The organism is Gibbsiella quercinecans, from assembly GCF_002291425.1.
GTDB lineage: Bacteria > Pseudomonadota > Gammaproteobacteria > Enterobacterales > Enterobacteriaceae > Gibbsiella > Gibbsiella quercinecans.
The window spans coordinates 3,243,745-3,260,605 of sequence record NZ_CP014136.1; the positions used below are offsets into that span (position 1 = coordinate 3,243,745).

The 16,861-nt window shown below is 57.3% G+C and carries 21 protein-coding genes; 7 read left to right on the forward strand and 14 right to left on the reverse strand.

The window, feature by feature from the left end; all coding sequences use genetic code 11:
• Nucleotides 1-5: 5 nt before the first annotated feature.
• The 11 genes from npr to ACN28Q_RS15085 all read right to left on the reverse strand — a co-directional run bounded on the left by npr (nt 6) and on the right by ACN28Q_RS15085 (nt 8,293).
• The gene (npr, locus tag ACN28Q_RS15035) at nt 6-278 is read right to left on the reverse strand and encodes a PTS phosphocarrier protein NPr (RefSeq protein WP_095847081.1); all 273 of its coding nucleotides are present in this window, start codon (nt 276-278) and stop codon (nt 6-8) included.
• The gene (gene rapZ / locus ACN28Q_RS15040; RefSeq protein ID WP_095847082.1) at nt 275-1,129 is read right to left on the reverse strand and encodes an RNase adapter RapZ; all 855 of its coding nucleotides are present in this window, start codon (nt 1,127-1,129) and stop codon (nt 275-277) included. Before rapZ ends, npr begins: the two co-directional genes overlap by 4 nt.
• Before the next feature lie 130 nt (nt 1,130-1,259).
• Nucleotides 1,260-1,721: a PTS IIA-like nitrogen regulatory protein PtsN gene (ptsN, locus tag ACN28Q_RS15045; protein WP_095847083.1), complete on the reverse strand. Its 462-nt coding sequence runs from the start codon at nt 1,719-1,721 to the stop codon at nt 1,260-1,262.
• 249 nt (nt 1,722-1,970) lie between these two features.
• Nucleotides 1,971-2,258 carry a ribosome hibernation promoting factor gene (gene hpf, locus ACN28Q_RS15050; protein ID WP_095847084.1) on the reverse strand — a complete coding sequence of 96 codons (288 nt, stop codon included), beginning with the start codon at nt 2,256-2,258 and terminating at the stop codon, nt 1,971-1,973.
• A gap of 23 nt (nt 2,259-2,281) precedes the next feature.
• Entirely contained in the window at nt 2,282-3,715 is a 1,434-nt protein-coding gene (gene rpoN / locus ACN28Q_RS15055; protein WP_095847085.1) for an RNA polymerase factor sigma-54, read from the reverse strand.
• Between the two features lie 47 nt (nt 3,716-3,762).
• Nucleotides 3,763-4,488, reverse strand: coding sequence for an LPS export ABC transporter ATP-binding protein (lptB, locus tag ACN28Q_RS15060; protein WP_095847086.1), 726 nt, complete (start codon nt 4,486-4,488; stop codon nt 3,763-3,765).
• A 6-nt stretch (nt 4,489-4,494) separates the two neighbouring features.
• Nucleotides 4,495-5,034 carry a lipopolysaccharide ABC transporter substrate-binding protein LptA gene (gene lptA / locus ACN28Q_RS15065; protein WP_095847087.1) on the reverse strand — a complete coding sequence of 180 codons (540 nt, stop codon included), beginning with the start codon at nt 5,032-5,034 and terminating at the stop codon, nt 4,495-4,497.
• The gene (gene lptC / locus ACN28Q_RS15070) at nt 5,003-5,581 is read right to left on the reverse strand and encodes an LPS export ABC transporter periplasmic protein LptC (protein WP_095847088.1); all 579 of its coding nucleotides are present in this window, start codon (nt 5,579-5,581) and stop codon (nt 5,003-5,005) included. Before lptC ends, lptA begins: the two co-directional genes overlap by 32 nt.
• The gene (gene kdsC, locus ACN28Q_RS15075) at nt 5,578-6,132 is read right to left on the reverse strand and encodes a 3-deoxy-manno-octulosonate-8-phosphatase KdsC (RefSeq protein ID WP_095847089.1); all 555 of its coding nucleotides are present in this window, start codon (nt 6,130-6,132) and stop codon (nt 5,578-5,580) included. Before kdsC ends, lptC begins: the two co-directional genes overlap by 4 nt.
• A gap of 75 nt (nt 6,133-6,207) precedes the next feature.
• A complete protein-coding gene (kdsD, locus tag ACN28Q_RS15080) occupies nt 6,208-7,194 on the reverse strand; it encodes an arabinose-5-phosphate isomerase KdsD (RefSeq protein ID WP_095847090.1) in 987 nt (328 codons plus the stop codon).
• A 112-nt stretch (nt 7,195-7,306) separates the two neighbouring features.
• Nucleotides 7,307-8,293: a calcium/sodium antiporter gene (locus ACN28Q_RS15085; protein ID WP_095847091.1), complete on the reverse strand. Its 987-nt coding sequence runs from the start codon at nt 8,291-8,293 to the stop codon at nt 7,307-7,309.
• 366 nt (nt 8,294-8,659) lie between these two features.
• Between ACN28Q_RS15085 and mlaF the strand changes: the two genes are divergently transcribed.
• The 7 genes from mlaF to murA all read left to right on the forward strand — a co-directional run bounded on the left by mlaF (nt 8,660) and on the right by murA (nt 13,543).
• Nucleotides 8,660-9,472, forward strand: a complete 813-nt coding sequence (gene mlaF / locus ACN28Q_RS15090; protein WP_095847092.1) for a phospholipid ABC transporter ATP-binding protein MlaF — start codon at nt 8,660-8,662, stop codon at nt 9,470-9,472.
• Nucleotides 9,473-9,480: 8 nt separating this feature from the next.
• Nucleotides 9,481-10,263: a lipid asymmetry maintenance ABC transporter permease subunit MlaE gene (mlaE, locus tag ACN28Q_RS15095; protein ID WP_095847093.1), complete on the forward strand. Its 783-nt coding sequence runs from the start codon at nt 9,481-9,483 to the stop codon at nt 10,261-10,263.
• A gap of 4 nt (nt 10,264-10,267) precedes the next feature.
• Complete coding sequence (gene mlaD, locus ACN28Q_RS15100; RefSeq protein ID WP_095847094.1) at nt 10,268-10,816, forward strand: outer membrane lipid asymmetry maintenance protein MlaD; 549 nt, start codon at nt 10,268-10,270, stop codon at nt 10,814-10,816.
• Nucleotides 10,817-10,830: 14 nt separating this feature from the next.
• Nucleotides 10,831-11,463 carry a phospholipid-binding protein MlaC gene (gene mlaC, locus ACN28Q_RS15105; protein WP_095847095.1) on the forward strand — a complete coding sequence of 211 codons (633 nt, stop codon included), beginning with the start codon at nt 10,831-10,833 and terminating at the stop codon, nt 11,461-11,463.
• Complete coding sequence (mlaB, locus tag ACN28Q_RS15110) at nt 11,463-11,771, forward strand: lipid asymmetry maintenance protein MlaB (protein WP_095847096.1); 309 nt, start codon at nt 11,463-11,465, stop codon at nt 11,769-11,771. Before mlaC ends, mlaB begins: the two co-directional genes overlap by 1 nt.
• A gap of 196 nt (nt 11,772-11,967) precedes the next feature.
• Nucleotides 11,968-12,222 carry a BolA family iron metabolism protein IbaG gene (gene ibaG / locus ACN28Q_RS15115; protein ID WP_095847097.1) on the forward strand — a complete coding sequence of 85 codons (255 nt, stop codon included), beginning with the start codon at nt 11,968-11,970 and terminating at the stop codon, nt 12,220-12,222.
• A 55-nt stretch (nt 12,223-12,277) separates the two neighbouring features.
• On the forward strand, nt 12,278-13,543 hold the full coding sequence (gene murA, locus ACN28Q_RS15120) for a UDP-N-acetylglucosamine 1-carboxyvinyltransferase (RefSeq protein ID WP_095847098.1): 1,266 nt from the start codon (nt 12,278-12,280) through the stop codon (nt 13,541-13,543).
• A gap of 89 nt (nt 13,544-13,632) precedes the next feature.
• Here the strand turns inward: murA and degS are convergent, their stop codons facing one another.
• The 3 genes from degS to zapG form a co-directional block, all read right to left on the reverse strand.
• Nucleotides 13,633-14,667 (reverse strand): outer membrane-stress sensor serine endopeptidase DegS, encoded by a 1,035-nt coding sequence (gene degS / locus ACN28Q_RS15125; protein ID WP_095847099.1) that lies wholly within the window; start codon nt 14,665-14,667, stop codon nt 13,633-13,635.
• Between the two features lie 92 nt (nt 14,668-14,759).
• Nucleotides 14,760-16,127: a serine endoprotease DegQ gene (gene degQ, locus ACN28Q_RS15130; protein ID WP_095847100.1), complete on the reverse strand. Its 1,368-nt coding sequence runs from the start codon at nt 16,125-16,127 to the stop codon at nt 14,760-14,762.
• 211 nt (nt 16,128-16,338) lie between these two features.
• Nucleotides 16,339-16,737 (reverse strand): Z-ring associated protein ZapG, encoded by a 399-nt coding sequence (gene zapG / locus ACN28Q_RS15135; protein WP_095847101.1) that lies wholly within the window; start codon nt 16,735-16,737, stop codon nt 16,339-16,341.
• Nucleotides 16,738-16,861 lie beyond the last annotated feature (124 nt).

A 16,861-nucleotide genomic window follows, 5' to 3' on the forward strand; every position in this document is an offset into this window, starting at 1 on the left:
TGGCGCTAATCCTCATCAAACCCGGCGTTGAACAGTTCGATCACGGCTGCCAGGGCTTTTTTTTCTTCCGGCCCGTTGGCTTCTACCTCGATCTGCCGCCCCTGGGCGGAATCCAGCATCAGCAACGCAATCACGCTGCTGGCTTCGGCCTCGGTGCCGCTGTCATTGCGCAGTATCACTTCGGCGTCGAAGCTCTGCACCAGCTCAAACAGCTTCATCGCCGGGCGGGCGTGCATGCCAAGCTTGTTTTTGATTTCTACCGTTTGCCTGACCGTCATGGTTTGCGTTTTTCCAGCGTGCGGTGGCGCGATTGCACATTTTTACCGCGTGAACGGAAATAGTCGGCCAGTTGTTCGGCCACATACACCGAGCGATGTTTACCGCCGGTACAGCCAATGGCCACCGTCAGGTAGCTGCGGTTGTTGGTTTCCAGCATCGGCAGCCATTGCTCCAGGTAGCTGCGCGTCTGGTAGATAAAATTGTGCACCTCGGTGTGGCGATCGAGGAACGAGGCGACCGGTTTATCCAGCCCGGTCATCGGGCGCAGCTTAGGATCCCAGTGCGGGTTCGGCAGAAAGCGCACGTCGAACACGTAATCGGCGTCGATCGGGATACCGTGCTTAAAGCCAAAGGACTCAAACACCATGGTCAGCTCGCGTTCGCGTTTGCCCAGCAGGCGCGTGCGCAGCATTTCCGCCAGCTCATGCACCGACATTTCCGAAGTGTCGATAATCAGATCGGCGCGTGAACGCAACGGTTCGAGCAGATCGTTCTCTTCGTCGATCGCGCTTTCCAGCGACAGGTTTTTGCTGGAGAGGGGATGCAGGCGGCGGGTATCGCTGTAACGGCGGATCAGGGTATTGCGGTCGGCATCGAGGAAAAGCAGCTGTGGTGAGAAGGAATCCGGCAACTGCGTCATCGCGTATTCAAAGACTTCCGGCGATTCCGGCATGTTGCGAACGTCAATACTGACTGCCGCGGAGCTATTGCGTTCCGCCAGCGTTTGGGCTAACTGCGGCAGCAGCACCACCGGCAGGTTGTCAACGCAGTAAAAACCCATGTCTTCCAGCGCCCGTAGAGCGACGGATTTTCCTGAGCCGGAACGGCCGCTGACTATCATCAGCACCATGTGGCAACTCCCCTGGCATCGGAGTGGCATTCATCGCCACCGTTAGAAACATGATTATCCTGGCATTAGCCGGGATCCATTCCCTGAAACAGTATCGCTACCGCGGCGTGAAGTCACGCCGCCGGGCGGCTTACTCGGTAATAATTTGGTAAAGCTCTTCATCGCTTTGCGCCGCGCGCAGGCGGCGGCAGACGGTTTTATCGCCCAGGCGTTTGGCGACCAGCGCCAGGGTGTGCAAATGCGCCTGGCACTGATTGGCCGGCACCAATAAGGCGAACAACAGATCGACCGGCTGGTTATCAACGGCGTCGAACGCAATCGGCTGCTCAAGGCGCAAAAATACGCCGATGGCGCGCAGGGTATCTTCTTCCAGCTTGCCGTGCGGGATTGCGATACCGTTGCCAATGCCGGTACTGCCCATTCTTTCACGGGTGAGAACCGCGTCGAACACCACCTGCGACGGCAGGTTGAGCTGTTTGGCCGCCAGTTCGCTGATAATTTCCAAAGCCCGTTTTTTACTGGTGCAGTGTACCGCGCCTTTGGTGCACTCCATATTGAGCACCGTGCTAAGTTGCATAGGTTCGTTGTTCATTTTATTTTCACTTAAAAACCATCATGAAGCCGTTTTGCCGGCAGGTGGCGAACCCGAAGGCCGCGTGGATTGTTGCCCGCTGGCCGCGCTGCAATGGCCTGCGCTGCCTGGCTTGATGAACCGGTTTTTTTCGCATTTTGGCCCTGATGGCTTATCGGCGCGTTATCCGCAAGAATAACGCGCCGATGGTTACCCGGTAGCCCAGCGGCTACGTTGGGGGAGCACCCATTAACAGAATGCCCCTTCATATCAATATTGTTTCAACTTTTCTTTATGTTTGTTCAATTGACGCGCCAGCTTGTCGATCAGGCTGTCGATAGAGGCATACATATTTTCGTCTTCCGAAGTGGCGTGCAACTCGCCGCCATTGACGTGCAGCGTTGCTTCGGCAATCTGCTGCACTTTCTCCACGCGGAGAACAACATACACCTGGTTGATGCGATCAAAGTACTGCTCAAGCTTGGCGAACTTGGTGTTCACAAACTCGCGCAGGGGATCGGTGATGTCAATATTGTGGCCGGTGATATTGAGTTGCATAGTGTCTTCCTTCTCTGTTGAGGTCAAATCAACTGCTTGCGCTGGTTTGACGGCGGGATGGACAACGACTCTCGGTACTTGGCGACGGTACGGCGGGCAACCATGATCCCCTGATCGGAAAGCAAGGTTGCCAGCTTGCTGTCGCTCAGTGGTTTGGCGGGGTTTTCCGCCGCGATTAATTTCTTCACCAGGGCACGAATCGCCGTCGAGGAGGCTTCGCCGCCGCTGTCGGTATTCACGTGGCTGGAGAAGAAATATTTTAATTCGAAAATGCCGCGCGGGCTGTGCAGGAACTTCTGCGTGGTGACACGCGAAATGGTCGATTCATGCATGTCGACGGCCTGGGCGATATCGGCCAGCACCATTGGCTTCATGAACTCTTCGCCCTGCTCGAAAAACGCCTCCTGTTGATCCACGATGCAGCGCGTGACCTTGAGCAGCGTTTCGTTACGGCTTTCCAGGCTTTTAATCAGCCATTTGGCTTCCTGCAGGTTGCTGCGGATAAACTGGCCGTCCGCTTCGTTGCGCGCGCTGTTGCCCAGCGCGGCGTACTGCTGATTGATCTTCAGCCGCGGCACGCTGTCGGTATTGAGCTCCACCGTCCATTTGCCGTGCGCCTTGCGCACCAGCACGTCCGGGATCACATATTCCGACTCGCCGGTATTGATCGACTGGCCGGGGCGCGGATCGAGCGACTGAATCAGCACCATGGCTTCTTTCAGTGTATCTTCTTTTAACCGCGTTGCCCGCATCAGGCTGCGGAAATCGTGGTTTGCCAGCAGATCGAGGTGATCGCTGATAATCAGCCGCGCTTCGGCCAGATGCGGCGTGTCTTTGGCATACTGTGAAAGCTGAACCAGCAGGCAGTCGCGCAGATCGCGCGCGGCAACGCCGACCGGATCAAAACGCTGCACGCGTTTTAACACCGCTTCCACCTCGTCCATTGTCACATTCTCGTCACCCATGCTCTCCAGAATGTCTTCCAGAGGGACGGTGAGGTAGCCGGTGTCATCGACGGCATCGACGATCGAGGTGGCGATGGCGGCGTCGGTGTCGGAAAACGGCGTTAAATCGACCTGCCACATCAGGTAATCCTGCAGCGTTTGGGTGGTTTCACCCTGGTACACCGGCAGTTCGTCATCGCTGTAGTCGGTGCCGGTGCCTGAAGGCGTGCCGGCGGTGTAAATTTCATCCCAGGTGGCGTCCAGCGGCAGCTCTTCCGGCATGTCCTTTTGCTCCAGCGCCTCGCGGGTATCCAGCCCTTCGGTTTCGTTGTTTTCTTTGGCGTCGACTTCGTCGTGCAGATCGGTCTGTTCAAGCAGCGGATTGCTCTCTAACGCCAGTTGGATCTCCTGCTGGAGTTCGAGCGTGGACAACTGCAGCAGACGGATGGCCTGCTGTAGCTGCGGGGTCATGGCTAGCTGTTGGCTGAGCCTGAGTTGCAAACCTTGCTTCATATCTTCACTACTTCCGTTAACAGTCGTCTCTAAGGACGCGCTGGTGCTTACAGGCGGAATTCCTCACCCAGATAAACGCGTTTCACCTGTTCATCGGCCAGAATAGCATCCGGCGTGCCATGAGCAATCAATTTGCCCTGGCTGACGATATAGGCGCGTTCACATACGTCCAGCGTTTCGCGCACGTTGTGGTCGGTGATCAGCACGCCCAGACCGCTGTCCCGCAGGTGCTCGATGATTTTTTTTATATCGATAACGGAAATGGGGTCAACCCCGGCAAACGGCTCATCCAACAGGATAAACTTCGGGTTGGCGGCCAACGCCCGGGCGATCTCCACGCGGCGGCGTTCGCCGCCTGACAGCGATTGGCCCAGGCTGTCGCGCAGGTGGCTGATGTGAAACTCTTCCATCAGTTCCACCGCACGGTCTTCACGCTGTTCGCTGGTCAGATCCTGGCGGATTTGCAGCACGGCCATCAGGTTGTCATACACGCTCAGGCGGCGGAAGATCGAGGCTTCCTGCGGCAGGTAGCCGATGCCGCGGCGCGCACGGGCGTGCAACGGCAAAATGCTGATGTCTTCTTCGTCGATTACGATGCGCCCGGCATCGCGCTGCACGATGCCCACCACCATGTAAAAGGTGGTGGTTTTGCCTGCGCCGTTCGGGCCGAGCAGGCCGACGATCTCGCCAGAGTTCACTTTCAGGCTGACGTCTTCAACGACTTTGCGGCCCTTGTAGGCTTTCGCCAGGTTTTCTGCGATGAGTGTTGCCATAAGTGATTAGTTACTCTTCGTTTGCCCGTTTTTATCCTGCAACTGCGACGGTACCAGGATCGTCGTTACGCGGCTGCCTTTATCGCTAAACGCCTGCATTTGCTGCTGCTGCACCAGATAGGTAATGCGATCGCCTTTCACGTTGCTGTCGAGCTGCTCCAGATAAGCGTTGCCCGTCAGGGTGACCAGCTGCGGCGCCACGTCATAGCGGACTTTCTGCGCATGGCCTTTCACCGGTTTGCCGTTGTCCTGCATTTGATAGAAGGTGACCGGCTTACCGAACGCTTCGATATACATTTTGTTTTGGTCGCCGCCAGGGCGGGTGACCACCACTTTATCGGCTTTGATTTCGATCGTCCCTTGCTTGATCACCACGTTATCGGTGAAGGTGCTGACGTTGTTTTGCATATCCAGGGACTGCTGCAGCGAATCAATATTGATAGGCTGGCTGGAGTCAGACTTGAGCGCGAACACGGGGCCGCTTGCCGCCAGGATGAGGCTTCCGATCAACAGATTACGGATTTGTTTTTGGGTTCTGGATTTCATAGTTGGTCTTGACCTTATCAATCAACTCAGCGGTTTTGGCCCGCAGGTTCCCACGCATTTTCATGCCGTTAGAGGTGAAATTGGTGCCGTATAACGTCACTTCATCGTCGGACATCACGTCCTGGGTCACCAGATTCACTTGAGCATTGTCCGTTTTAATTTTTTCCAATTGCGACGTGGTGGTCAGGCTGTCCACCTCGACGTGGCCATACAGGTACAGCATCCGGTCTTTGGTCAATTTGGCGCGATCGGAGCGCACCGACCAAATGGCCACCGCGTTGTCATCAAACAGCGTCATCACGGGGGCGGTGAACCAGCTCAGTTCATCCGTGGTGTAATACTTTACGTCTTCCGACACCAGTTTGTAATTCAGTTTGCCGGTGGGATTGTACACTACCGTGACCGTATGTTGGCTCTGATAGGTGGGGTCTTTATCATTTACCACCGGCGCCGTGGCGTCATCGTCGAAATCCGCCATGTTCCAGCCAATCAGGGACAGCGCGATCACCGCCAGCACAATGGTGATCCAAAGTTTGGTTTTGCTCATATCGACAGCCCCTTGGCGCCCTCCAGTTTGTTCTGCGCCAGCAGTATGATGTCACACAGCTCACGCACGGCGCCTTTGCCGCCGGCAATCCGGGTAACGTAATGGGCGCGCGGCAGCAGCAATGGGTGGGCGTCGGCCACGGCCACCGCCAGCCCGATCTGTTCCATAACCGGCCAGTCAATCAGATCATCGCCGATATAGGCCACCTGATCCGCCGCCAGCGACAGTGTATCCAACAGTTCACGGAAGGCCAAAAGCTTATCTGACTGCCCCTGATACAGGTGGCTGATGCCCAGCGTTTGCGCCCGATCCTCTAGCAGCCGCGCCGAGCGGCCGGTGATGATCGCCACCTCAATGCCCGACGTTTTCAGGCAGCGGATGCCGTATCCGTCGCGCACGTTGAAGGCTTTCAGCTCTTCGCCGCTGTTGCCCATGTAGATCAGGCCGTCTGACAGCACACCGTCGACATCGCAAATCAGCAGGCGGATTTTCCTGGCCCGGGCCATGACGTCGTTTGCTATCGGCCCGTAACAGGTCTCAATCAGACTCATTGAATTTCCTCAAAAAAGATAAATGCATGCGCGCTTGTCGCCATGGGCCGGTCGGCCGGGCAAATGCTGCTCGGTTTAAACGACGCCGGCGCGCAGCATGTCATGCATATGTACCACACCCTGCAATTGGTCGCCATCGGCAACCAGCAGGGCGGTAATGTGCCGCTGTTGCATCAGGTTCAGCGCATCGACCGCCAAGGTATTCGGGGGCACCCGGATGCCGCCGGGGGTCATCAGATCGGCGATTTTAGCATTGTTGAGGTCGATCCCCATGTCAAACACGCGGCGCAGGTCGCCATCGGTAAAAATACCGGCGATTTTCATCGGTTCGCGGCAGATAACCGTCATGCCCAGGTTTTTGTGGGTGATTTCCAGCAAGGCGTCGCGCAGCGAGGCCCCGGCGCTGACATAGGGGATTTCATCGCCGCTGTGCATGATATCGCTAACGCGCAGCAGCAGGCGGCGGCCCAGCGCGCCGCCGGGGTGCGACAGGGCGAAATCTTCCGGCGTAAAACCACGTGCCTGCAGCAGCGCCACCGCCAGCGCATCGCCCATCACCAGAGTGGCGGTGGTGCTGGTGGTTGGCGCCAGGCCCAGCGGGCAAGCCTCCTGCGGCACTTTAATGCACAGGTGCAGATCCGCCGCTTTCCCCATGGTGCTTTCCGGGTTGTTGGTCATGCAAATCAGCGTGATTTGCTGGCGTTTAAGCACCGGGATCAGCGCCTGAATTTCAGCGGATTCACCGGAATTGGAGATGGCCAACACGATGTCCTGGCGGGAAACCATGCCGAGATCGCCGTGGCTGGCCTCTGCCGGATGCACGAAAAACGATGGCGTGCCGGTGCTGGCGAGGGTCGCCGCAATTTTACAGCCGATATGGCCGGATTTGCCCATGCCCATCACCACCACTTTGCCGCTGCAGGCGGCGATGGTCTGGCAGGCGCGGGTGAAGTCTGCATTGATATATTGATCGAGCTGGGTCAGGCCTTCAAGCTCGAGCCGCAGTACCTCTTTGCCGGCCTGCTGGTAATCAAAGCCGGGTTGCAACTGAATGTTTGACATACGTCATTCCCATCGGTTTGTATGCGCCATGCTTGACGCTACAACAGCGTTGTTTTTCTGGCAGTTCAGCGGGCCGGCGCACGCACGGTTGCCGTTGGCCTGTTGCCGCAGACTATTGGCCGAAGCCGAACGTACTGAGTGGCGTAAAGAACAGCACCGCCAGGTACGCAATAAAGCCACATAATAACAGAGCGCCCGCCAGATGACCGATGCGATGTTTGCGGCCGATGCACAGTGCGCTGAATATGATGCTGACCGCCAGCATGACCCAGTAATCGCGGTGGAATGCGGCCGGATCAACGCTGCCTGGCGACAGCAGGGCGGGCACGCCCAGCACGATCACCGTGTTGAAAATATTCGAACCGATGATGTTGCCGATCGCCATGTCATCTTCGCCCTTCAGTGCGCCGGCGATAGACGTGGCCAGTTCCGGCAGGCTGGTGCCGACTGCGATAATCGTCAGGCCCACCACCAGTTCGCTGAGGCCGAAGTAGTGGGCGATCACTGTGGCGTTGTCGACAATCATCTTCGACGAGAGCGGCAGAATGATAAACGCCAACACCAGCCACAGGATGGCGACGGTGCTGCTGCTGTCCTGCGGCAATTCGGCCAGTTGTTCGACGGTCAGGCTGTCATTGCCCTGTTGCTGGGCCCGGCGGGCGATCTTCAGCATCAGCAGAATAAACCCGGCCGCTGCAGCCAGCAGCAGTAGGCCGTCCAGCCGGCTGAGGGTGTTATTCATCAACACGAAGCCACACAGCACTGTGACTGCCAACATTAGCGGGAGTTCGCGCCGCAGGATTTCGGATTGAACTGAAAGCGGGTGAATCAGCGCGGCTACGCCAAGAATCAGTAATATATTGGTAATGTTGGAACCTAAAACGTTTCCCACTGCCATATCTATCTGCCCGTTCAGCGCAGCGGTGACGGAAACAATCAACTCCGGCAGCGACGTGCCGATACCGACAATGGTCATCCCGATGATCAACGGCGGCACGCCGAGCGAACGGGAAATCACGGCCGCACCGTAAACTAAACGGTCAGCGCCATACACCAGTAAAAATAAACCAACGATCAATAACGCGATTGCGAGAAACATGCAGAGCCCTTTAGTGGATAATCATCCCGGTTCGTTGGTTAAAAATCACTGCCCGGCTATCTTTATGCGCGGCGTTGTGGGCCGCGGTGGTGCATAAAAGCGTTGCCGGCTAACATTTGAACAGCTTCATTTTTTTCATTTATGCGGCTAATTTTGACCGTGTGCGGGGCAAAAGTAAAATCAGTCATCGCGCCGTGCTGGTGCAGCAGAATCGCGCCGTCGCTGGGCCTGCAATAGGCGCTTTTGCGCCTGGCTTACCGGGTGTTATTCGGCGCACGGCAGAAGGTAAGTTTTTGTAAAAATGAGACGTATCGGGCGCATTGTTTTAACATACGGATAAGTAAAAGCCGCAAAGGGCTCATTAATATGCAGCAAAAGGCAGAAAATCTGGTCGAAGTGCGCGGGATGCATTTTTCTCGCGGCGGTCGGCTGATATTTGAAGACATCAACCTGGTGGTTCCCCGTGGCAAGGTTACGGCGATCATGGGGCCGTCCGGCATTGGCAAAACCACGCTGCTGCGCCTGATTGGCGGCCAGTTGGTGCCCGATCGCGGTGAAATCTGGTTTGATGGCGATAATATCCCGGCGCTCTCGCGCCACCAGCTGTATCACGCACGTAAAAAAATGAGCATGCTGTTCCAGTCGGGCGCGCTGTTTACCGATCTGAGCGTGTTTGAAAACGTTGCCTATCCGCTGCGGGAGCACAGCCGTTTGCCGGCGCCGCTGTTGCACAGCACGGTAATGATGAAGCTCGAGGCCGTGGGCCTGCGCGGGGCGGCTAACCTGATGCCCAATGAGCTGTCCGGCGGTATGGCCCGGCGTGCGGCGCTGGCGCGCGCGATTGCGCTGGACCCGGCGCTGATCATGTTTGATGAGCCGTTCGTTGGCCAGGATCCTATCACCATGGGGGTGCTGGTGAAGCTTATCGATGAATTGAACCATGCGCTGGGCATCACCTGCATTGTGGTTTCGCACGATGTGCCGGAGGTGCTGAGCATCGCCGACTATGCCTATCTGATTGCCGATCACCATGTGATTGCACAAGGAAGCACGCAGCAATTACAAAGCAACCCCGATGCGCGCGTGCGTCAGTTCCTGGATGGTATTGCCGATGGGCCGGTTCCGTTTCGTTATCCGGCCGGCGATTATCAGGCCGATCTGCTAGGTAAGAGGGAGTAAGTATCCTTATGTTATTACAGGCGTTAGCGGCCCTGGGGCGCCGCGGCATCCATACCAGCACCACCTTTGGGCGTGCCGGTTTGATGTTGTTCGGCGCGCTGGTTGGGCGGCCTGAGCCGCGTAAGCAATGGCCGCTTTTGATCAAGCAGCTATACAACGTCGGCGTGCAATCGTTATTGATTATCATGGTCTCCGGGTTGTTTATCGGCATGGTGCTGGGGCTGCAGGGCTACCTGGTGCTCACCACTTACAGTGCGGAAGCCAGTCTGGGCATGATGGTGGCGCTGTCGCTGCTGCGCGAGCTTGGGCCGGTGGTCACCGCGTTGTTGTTCGCCGGCCGCGCCGGCTCGGCGTTGACGGCGGAAATCGGCCTGATGAAGGCGACGGAACAACTCTCCAGCCTGGAAATGATGGCGGTCGATCCGCTGCGCCGTATTGTTTCCCCGCGCTTTTGGGCCGGGCTTATCAGCATGCCGCTATTGACGATCATCTTCGTGGCCGTCGGCATCTGGGGCGGTTCGGTGGTGGGCGTGGATTGGAAGGGCATCGACAGCGGCTTTTTCTGGTCGGCGATGCAAGGGGCGGTCGAATGGCGGCAGGATTTGCTTAACTGCCTGATCAAAAGCGTGGTGTTTGCCATTACCGTTACCTGGATTGCTATCTTTAACGGTTACGACGCCATTCCGACCTCCGAAGGAATTAGCCGGGCAACGACCCGTACCGTGGTGCACTCGTCGCTGGCGGTGCTGGGATTGGATTTCGTGCTGACAGCACTGATGTTTGGGAATTGATTCGATGCAAACGAAGAAGAGTGAAATCTGGGTTGGGCTATTCATGCTGATTGCGCTGGGCGCCATCATTTTTATCTGCCTGCAGGTGGCCAACCTGAAATCAATCGGTAGCGAACACACCTATCGCATCTACGCCACCTTTGACAATATCGGCGGTTTGAAAGCGCGTTCCCCGGTGAAGATCGGCGGCGTGGTGATTGGGCGTGTGGCGGATATTTCGCTCGATCCCAATACCTATACCCCACGGGTGGCGATAGATATTCAAGAGCAATACAACCACATTCCCGACACCAGTTCGTTGGCGATCCGCACCTCCGGCCTGCTGGGCGAGCAGTATCTGGCGCTGAACATGGGGTTTGAGGATCCGGAAATGGGCACGGCCATTCTGAAGAACGGCGGCTCTATTCAAGACACCAAATCCGCCATGGTGCTGGAAGATTTGATTGGCCAATTCCTGTATAAAAGTGGCGGCCAGGACAGCGCAGCCAAATCGGAAGATGCGGCCGCGGCACCCACCGACGGTCGCGCACCGCAACCGACCCCTGAACACTGAGAGAGGAAGCCTGCATGTTTAAACGTTTAATGATGGTTGCTCTGCTGGCCGTAGTTGCCCCGCTGGCAATGGCGGCAGATCAGACCAACCCCTACAGCATGATGCACGAGGCGGCGCAGAAAACCTTCGATCGCCTGAAAGATGAACAGCCGAAAATCAAACAGGATCCCAACTATCTGCGCACTATTGTGCATGACGAACTGATGCCCTATGTACAGGTGAAATATGCAGGCGCACTGGTGCTGGGCCGTTATTACAAAGACGCGACCCCGGCGCAGCGTGAAGCCTACTTCACCGCGTTCCAGTCTTATCTGGAACAGGCGTACGGCCAGGCGCTGGCGCTGTATCATGGGCAAACGTATCAGATTGCGCCGGAACAACCGTTGGGCGATGCCAGCATTATCGCTATCCGCGTTACCATCATTGATAACGGCGGCCGTCCGCCGGTGCGTCTGGACTTCCAGTGGCGCAAAAATACCCGCACGGGCTACTGGCAGGCTTATGACATGATTGCCGAAGGCGTCAGCATGATCACCACCAAACAGAACGAATGGGCTTCCACCCTGCGCACCGCCGGTGTGGACGGGCTAACGAAGCAATTGCAGGCCGCGGCACAGCAGCCGATTACGCTGGATCAGAAGAAGTAATGGCGGACGCACTGCGTTTTGAGGAACAGCAGGATCGGCTGGTGCTAAGCGGCCACCTGGATCGCGATACCCTGCTGCCGCTGTGGCAGCAGCGCGATAAGTTGCTGGCCGGCAAAACGGCCATCGACGTGGCGCAGCTGCAGCGCGTTGATTCCTCCGGCCTGGCGCTGTTGCTGCACCTGCGCGAACAGCAGCGGCAGCGCGGCATAGATCTGCGTATCGACGGGGTCACCGATAAGCTCAACACCCTGATTACGCTCTATAATCTGCGCGATATCATGCCGGTGGGCGCCGCGCAAGAAGCGTAACGCCCCATCGCCTGGCAATCTCATGCCGGTCAGCTATGCATGACCGGCATTTTTTTATCGCTTGTTCCGCTCCCGCCCTGTGGCAAATAAAAACCCAGGTGCCTGCCTTTGTGCGTTTTTCTTTGGTTTAAGAACGCGCCGTATTCCACTAAGATGTCAGGCTGTTTATGATCCTTTTGCAGCAGAACTGGATACTATGGAAAATAATGAAATTAAAGACGTGCTGATGAACGCGTTGGCACTGGATGAAGTACACGTTTCGGGTGACGGCAGTCACTTTCAGGTGATCGTTGTGGGTGAAATGTTTGCCGCGATGAGCCGTGTAAAAAAACAGCAGACGGTCTATGCGCCGCTGATGGAGTATATTGCAGATAACCGCATCCATGCCTTGTCGATCAAGGCCTTTACGCCGGAAGAGTGGCAGCGGGATCGCAAACTCAATGGATTTTAAGGCGGCTCGCCCCTTCGGCTAGCGGCTTGTTGAATGAATAACTGAGAGTAGTCAAATGGATAAATTTCGTGTGCAGGGCCGGACCCGCCTGAGTGGGGAAGTGGCTATTTCCGGGGCGAAAAATGCCGCCCTGCCAATTCTGTTTGCCGCCTTGCTGGCGGAAGAGCCGGTCGAGCTGCAGAATGTTCCCAAACTGAGGGATATCGACACCACCATTAAGCTACTCAATCAATTGGGTGCCAAAATTGAGCGCAATGGTTCCGTGTATGTGGATGCCAGCGGCGTTGATGAGTATTGTGCGCCGTACGATTTGGTGAAAACCATGCGCGCTTCCATCTGGGCGCTTGGCCCGCTGGTCGCGCGCTTTGGCCGTGGCCAGGTTTCCCTTCCCGGCGGCTGCGCGATTGGCGCCCGCCCGGTCGATCTACACATTACCGGCCTTGAACAACTGGGTGCCGAGATCAAGCTTGAAGAAGGCTACGTCAAGGCCTCTGTCGATGGCCGCCTGAAGGGCGCGCATATCGTCATGGATAAAGTGAGCGTGGGCGCGACGGTGACCATCATGAGCGCAGCAACGCTGGCGACGGGCACCACCATCATCGAAAACGCCGCGCGTGAGCCGGAAATCGTCGATACGGCGAACTTCCTCAACACCCTGGGCGCCAAAATCAGCGGCGCGGGTACCGATAAAATCACCATCGAAGGCGTAGAGCGCCTGGGCGGCGGCGTGTACCGCGTGTTGCCGGACCGTATCGAAACCGGGACCTTCCTGGTGGCCGCCGCGATTTCCGGCGGCAAAGTGATTTGCCGCAACACGCGCCCGGACACGCTGGATGCGGTGCTGGCGAAACTGCGCGAAGCGGGGGCGGATATCGAAGTCGGCGAAGACTGGATCAGCCTGGACATGCATGGAAAACGCCCGAAGGCGGTCAGCGTGCGCACGGCGCCGCATCCCGGCTTCCCGACCGACATGCAGGCGCAGTTCAGCCTGTTGAACCTGGTGGCGGAAGGCACGGGGGTGATCACTGAAACCATCTTTGAAAACCGCTTCATGCACGTGCCAGAGCTGATTCGTATGGGCGCCCGAGCGGAAATCGAAAGCAACACGGTGATTTGCCACGGCGTTGAGCAGCTTTCCGGCGCACAGGTGATGGCGACCGATTTACGCGCTTCCGCCAGCCTGGTGTTGGCCGGCTGTATCGCCGACGGCGTGACGACGGTCGATCGTATTTATCACATCGATCGCGGCTATGAGCGTATTGAAGACAAGCTGCGCGCGCTGGGCGCCAATATCGAGCGTGTGAAAGAAACCGACGAGTAATCGCTGCCCAACGGCGAATTGCAGAACCCCTTCTCGCCAAGCGTGAGAAGGGGTTTTATTTTATGGCGACAAGTGGCCGGTGCCGGTCGTTAGCTGTTGGAATCGCTGTATTCAGGGAACTCGCCCACCACCATTTTCAGCGTCATCGGTTGACCGTTGCGCACCACCACCACCGGGATCTCGGTGCCTGGGCGGATTTCCGCCACCTGGTCCATGGTTTCCAGCACCGACACCGCCGGTTTATTGTCGACCTTGATGATAATGTCTTTGATGCGCAACCCCGCGTTGGCCGCCGGGCCGTCTTGTTCGATTTTGGTGACCATGATGCCGCCCTGCAGGGTTTCGGCACCGTTGATGCCGAAATAGCCGCGGATCACCCGGCCATCGCGGATCAGTTTATCCATGATCTTGGTGGCCAACGCGACCGGGATGGCAAAGCCCAGCCCTTCAGGGGTTTCGCCGTCGGTGACTTTGTCATAGGTGAGGGTATTGATGCCAATCAGTTCGCCCACGGAGTTCACCAGCGCACCGCCGGAGTTGCCGTGGTTAATCGAGGCATCGGTTTGCAGGAAGGTTTGGCGGCCGGTGGTGCTCATACTGATACGCCCGGTGGCGCTAAGGATCCCCTGCGTGATGGTTTGCCCCAGGTTATAGGGGTTGCCGATGGCGAGCACGATGTCGCCAACATGTGCGACGCGCTGGGCATTGATCGGGATGACCGGTAAATTGCCTGGGGCGATTTTCAACACCGCCAGATCGGTCAGGCCATCAGAGCCGACCAGTAAAGCTTCATACTTGCGCCCGTCTTGCAGCACCACGGTGATTTGCTGGGCGTCTTTGATCACATGGCGGTTAGTGATGATGTAACCGCGCTCGTTCATGATCACCCCAGAGCCGAGCGAGAGGGCATTGACGGAACCGTCGACATTGCGGTTGTAAATATTGACCACCGCAGGCGCGGCGCGGCGCACCGCCTTATTAAAGCTCAGTGGCTCTTCGCTGCTGGTGTTTTCACGCTTTTCTGCAAACAGGCTATTGGTGTGGCGCAGCATGGGCAGGGCGACCAGCAGCAGCCCGGCGACGATCAGACCAATAACGATAGAACGTAACAGATTAGCGAACATGGGGTTTTAGTATGTGAGAGAAGTTATCCACGGAGGATAACATGAGTTAACCGGGCACAGTAATGTTACCGTGCCCGGTTGTTTAACCCAAATCAGCGTAACAGCAGATACAGCGTTTCACCGCCGCGGGCGATGTTGAGCGCCATCACCGGCGGCTTGGCTTCCAGCACCTTACGCAGATCGGTGACGTTTTTCACCCGCTGGCGGTTAACGCCGATGATCACATCGCCTTTCTGCAGGCCGGCCTGCGCAGCCGGGCTGTCTTTGGTCACGTTGTCGATTTTCACACCTGGATCGCCGCTCGCCAGCGCGCCGTTGCTAAGCGATGCGCCCTGCAGGGCCGGCGACAGGGTTTCGGCATTGGTACTGGCGCTTTCGCTGTTTTCCAGCGTAACGGCCACTTCCAGCGGTTTGCCATCGCGCAGCAGACCGACTTTGATGGTGGTGCCCGGCGCGGTGGTGCCCACTTTGGCACGCAGCTCGGCGAAGCTGCTCACCGGCTTGCCGTCGATGGAGATCAGGATATCGCCGGCCTTGATGCCGGCTTTCGCGGCGGCGGATTTCGGCATGACTTCGCTGACAAAGGCGCCGCGCTGGGCGGTGGTATTAAACGCTTTCGCCATTTCTGCGGTCATCTCGCTGCCCTTGATGCCCAACAGGCCGCGTTTCACTTCGCCGAACTCAATCAACTGCTGGCTCAACTTCTGCGCCATGTTGCTTGGGATGGCAAAGCCGATGCCGACGTTGCCGCCGCTGGGCGCCAGGATGGCGGTATTGATGCCGATCAGCTCGCCGTTGAGGTTGACCAGCGCGCCGCCGGAGTTACCGCGGTTGATTGACGCATCGGTCTGGATGAAGTTTTCCAACCCTTCCAGGTTCAAACCGCTACGCCCCAGCGCTGAAATAATGCCGGAAGTGGCGGTTTGGCCGAGGCCGAAAGGGTTACCTACGGCGACGGCGAAATCGCCGACGCGCAGCTGGTCGGAATCGGCCATCTTCACGGCGGTCAGGTTGGTGGCGCTCACCTGCAGCAGGGCAATATCCGTTTGTTCATCACGGCCGATCAGCTTGGCGTCAAACTCGCGCCCGTCGTTCAATTGCACCTTGATTTTGTCGGCGTTGTTGATCACGTGGTTGTTGGTGAGGATATAGCCTTTGGCGGAGTCGATAATTACGCCGGAACCCAGCCCTTCAAACGGGCGGGCGTTCTGCCGCTGGGTGGGGAAATTCGGGCCGAAGAAGCGTTTGAACTCTTCAGGCACCTGCTGGCTCTGTACCTGGGTGCCTTCAACATGGACGCTGACCACCGCAGGCAAGACTTTTTCCAGCATAGGCGCCAGGCTCGGCATCTGTTGCCCCTGTACGGCGACCGGCAGCGTGGCGTTGGCGGCCGGCACAGCGGCGGTGGATAAACCGATAGCCATCGCTAATGTACTAAGGATTAAAGATTTTTTATTCATTGATGATAACTCTCTCAATACTTGCTGGTGTAATAATGATAATAGAATACAGACGACATGCTGGTGAACTCTAAGACCGTGAATTTGCGTGAAAAGTTCACCGGGTTCCGTAAAGGTCCGTAAAGGATAGCGTGACTGCGGGCGGGGGATAATCAGGCGGGCGGAAGGTAAAACCCGTGGGGGAGCGAGCCCACGGGCTGAAACCGGAAGGTTAGTCGCGGCGCGGCTCGCCGCGCAGCAGGCCGGAGGCGCCTTCAGAGTAGTCGCGCGGCATCTCGACCGGCGCCTGATCGTTATCCGCTTCGGACTCGGTCAGGCGATAGCGGAATGGGTTATCCTGCATCGGCAGATCCGGCAGCAGGTTATTCGAGCTTTTCGCCATGTGCTGGTACAGCTGGCGATAGTCGCGCGCCATGTTATCCAACAGCTCGGCGCTGCGGGCGAAGTGGCCAACCAGCTCCTGGCGGTATTCTTCAAGCTCGGCTTTGCTTTTATCCAGTTCGTTTTGCAGAACCTGTTGTTGACGTAATTTACGGTTACCAAAACGCATCGCTACCGCACCGATGACGATACCGACCACCAAACCAATCAGCGCATACTCCCAGGTCATGATGACTCCTATTTTGACTTCGTTGTTCCGCAGGGATTTTTCATTTAATAATGTCCACTATAACCGTTAACCTTGTCCAAGTGGAATCCTGATGCGCTTTTGCCCGCGGCTCGGCGGGGCATGG

Coding starts and splice junctions, on each gene's coding strand:
- npr (WP_095847081.1), bottom strand. CDS start 278: ATGACGGTCAGGCAAACGGTAGAAATCAAAAACAAGCTTGGCATGCAC.
- rapZ (WP_095847082.1), bottom strand. CDS start 1,129: ATGGTGCTGATGATAGTCAGCGGCCGTTCCGGCTCAGGAAAATCCGTC.
- ptsN (WP_095847083.1), bottom strand. CDS start 1,721: ATGAACAACGAACCTATGCAACTTAGCACGGTGCTCAATATGGAGTGC.
- hpf (WP_095847084.1), bottom strand. CDS start 2,258: ATGCAACTCAATATCACCGGCCACAATATTGACATCACCGATCCCCTG.
- rpoN (WP_095847085.1), bottom strand. CDS start 3,715: ATGAAGCAAGGTTTGCAACTCAGGCTCAGCCAACAGCTAGCCATGACC.
- lptB (WP_095847086.1), bottom strand. CDS start 4,488: ATGGCAACACTCATCGCAGAAAACCTGGCGAAAGCCTACAAGGGCCGC.
- lptA (WP_095847087.1), bottom strand. CDS start 5,034: ATGAAATCCAGAACCCAAAAACAAATCCGTAATCTGTTGATCGGAAGC.
- lptC (WP_095847088.1), bottom strand. CDS start 5,581: ATGAGCAAAACCAAACTTTGGATCACCATTGTGCTGGCGGTGATCGCG.
- kdsC (WP_095847089.1), bottom strand. CDS start 6,132: ATGAGTCTGATTGAGACCTGTTACGGGCCGATAGCAAACGACGTCATG.
- kdsD (WP_095847090.1), bottom strand. CDS start 7,194: ATGTCAAACATTCAGTTGCAACCCGGCTTTGATTACCAGCAGGCCGGC.
- ACN28Q_RS15085 (WP_095847091.1), bottom strand. CDS start 8,293: ATGTTTCTCGCAATCGCGTTATTGATCGTTGGTTTATTTTTACTGGTG.
- mlaF (WP_095847092.1), top strand. CDS start 8,660: ATGCAGCAAAAGGCAGAAAATCTGGTCGAAGTGCGCGGGATGCATTTT.
- mlaE (WP_095847093.1), top strand. CDS start 9,481: ATGTTATTACAGGCGTTAGCGGCCCTGGGGCGCCGCGGCATCCATACC.
- mlaD (WP_095847094.1), top strand. CDS start 10,268: ATGCAAACGAAGAAGAGTGAAATCTGGGTTGGGCTATTCATGCTGATT.
- mlaC (WP_095847095.1), top strand. CDS start 10,831: ATGTTTAAACGTTTAATGATGGTTGCTCTGCTGGCCGTAGTTGCCCCG.
- mlaB (WP_095847096.1), top strand. CDS start 11,463: ATGGCGGACGCACTGCGTTTTGAGGAACAGCAGGATCGGCTGGTGCTA.
- ibaG (WP_095847097.1), top strand. CDS start 11,968: ATGGAAAATAATGAAATTAAAGACGTGCTGATGAACGCGTTGGCACTG.
- murA (WP_095847098.1), top strand. CDS start 12,278: ATGGATAAATTTCGTGTGCAGGGCCGGACCCGCCTGAGTGGGGAAGTG.
- degS (WP_095847099.1), bottom strand. CDS start 14,667: ATGTTCGCTAATCTGTTACGTTCTATCGTTATTGGTCTGATCGTCGCC.
- degQ (WP_095847100.1), bottom strand. CDS start 16,127: ATGAATAAAAAATCTTTAATCCTTAGTACATTAGCGATGGCTATCGGT.
- zapG (WP_095847101.1), bottom strand. CDS start 16,737: ATGACCTGGGAGTATGCGCTGATTGGTTTGGTGGTCGGTATCGTCATC.